At 62.3% G+C, this 2,116-nt stretch carries 1 protein-coding gene and 1 pseudogene; both read left to right on the top strand.

The features are described from left to right. Positions 1-720 (top strand): annotated as a pseudogene (locus tag AC1D1P_RS21700) (hypothetical protein); the annotation flags it as partial. A gap of 35 nt (positions 721-755) precedes the next feature. Continuing rightward, positions 756-2,116, top strand: a 1,361-nt coding sequence (locus tag AC1D1P_RS21705; RefSeq protein ID WP_477674397.1) for an Ig-like domain-containing protein, incomplete at its 3' end; no start/stop codon positions are given.

Genomic DNA, 2,116 nt, shown 5'->3' on the forward strand with positions numbered 1-2,116 from the left:
TTGTATATCGGCAAGGGTGGGGAGGCCGTCGCTTTCACCGGGAATATGGATGAAGTCCGTATCACCAAAGGTGTTGCACGATATTCAGCGGCTTTCACACCGCCAGCGGCGCAGTTCCCCGGTATCGCAGCCTATCTTCCTGCGTCAGGCCCCGATGCGAGATTTACCTATGATGTTTCCGGCCGCATCCTGACTTCCATAGATGCGAACAATCGCAGCACCAGCTATGTGTACTACACCGATACCAACATCGCCGTTGATGTAGGCCATACGATCGGAGACCTGCAGAGCGTGACAAACGCAGCAGGGCACGTCACCCAATTCACCCTGTACGACAGGGCGGGGCGAGTACGGCAGATGATCGATCCCAAAGGCATCGTCACCGACATGAGCTACACCCCCCGAGGCTGGGTCAGCAGCACCAGTGTCACGCCGCCGGGCGGAGTTGCCCGCACCACCACTTACAGCTACGACAACGCCGGCCAGCTGACAGGGGTGGTTCTGCCCGACAGCACAACGATGAGCTACAGCTACGACGCCGCCCACCGGCTGACCGGTGTGACCGATGCCAAAGGCAACACCATCACCTACACCCTGGACGCCATGGGCAACAAGACAGGCGAACAGGTCAAGGACCCCTCGGGCAACCTGCAAAGAAACATCACCCGGGTGTATGACGCCYTGAACCGGGTCCAGCAAGTCACGGGAGCGAGCAATTGAACACCACAACAACCATCACCCAAACAGGAGGTCGCATGAGCAGCCCTAGCCAAGTCGGTCAAACCTTCAACGCCTGGCTAAGCCGCCTGGCGCTGCTCATTGCCCTGGCCCCGGGTCTGGCGCTTGCCGCCACCCCCACGACCACAGCGCTTTCAAGCAGCGCCGGSACYGCSCCSGTMGGCCAGARCATCACSYTGACCGCCAYCGTCACAGGYGCSAGTCCCACCGGCAACGTCACCTTCAAGGAYGGYRGMRCCACYCTGGGCASCGGCGCCGTGACAGGCGGCGTGGCAACGCTTGCCACCAACGCCCTAGCCCTGGGCAGCCATGCCTTAAGCGCCGACTACGCAGGCGATACCAACAACGACCCTTCCACATCTGGCTCCATCACCGTCGCCATCAACAGCGGCACCCTGACCTGGCAATACGGCTACGACGCCATGGGCAGGCCCACCACCGTRGTCGATCCCAACGGCCTGGCCAGCTACACCTACTACGACAGCCTGGGTCGCCCCATCCAGACCCAGCAGCCCGCCAACACCGGTAGCAGCACCCCCACCACCACCGGCTTCGCCTACAACGCCAATGACAACCTGACCCAGGTCACCGATCCCCGCAACCTGGCGACGACTTACAGCCCCAACGGCCTGGGTGATGTCACCGCGCAGACCAGCCCGGATACCGGCACCAGCCAGTACACCTACGACCTCAACGGCAACGTCCTGACCAAGACCGACGCCAGAGGCAAGCTCACCCAGTACGCCTGGGACAACCTCAACCGCCTGACCAGCATCAGCTACCCCACCGGCACCGCCAGCGTGCTCGAGTACGACGGCGGATCCACTCCCACCCCAGCCGCAGTGGGCGAGCTCACCAAGATCACCGATGCTTCCGGCCAGGCCGTCTACAGCTACGACAGCCTGGGCCGCAAGACAGGCAAAACCCAGACCATAGGCAGCAAGACCTTTACGGTGGGCTACAGCTGGGGTGACACGGGAAGCGCACTGGACAAGCTCACGGCGATTACCTATCCGAGCGGAACAAAGGTCAACTACAGCTACGACCCCCAGGGGCAGGTCAATGCCGTCACGGTCAATCCGCCGAATGCCAACGGCGTGGGCACCAGCGGAACAACCCTGCCGCTGATAACGGGCATCACCACCAATGCCGAGAACAAGCTCACCGGCTGGACGTGGGCCAGCAGCAAGACCCAGGCGATCAGTTATGACGCCAACGGCCAGATCAGTGCGTACAACCTGGGCGACCCGACCAGCACAGGCGTTCGCCGCACTATTACCCGAGACAGTGCAGGGCGCATCACCGGCTACACCCACACAAGCAACGGAGCGCCTGTTCCCAGCCTGGACCAGAGCTTTGGCTATGACAACCTGAACCG

The sequence above is a fragment of the Polaromonas sp. P1_E1_2 genome, assembly GCF_056406035.1.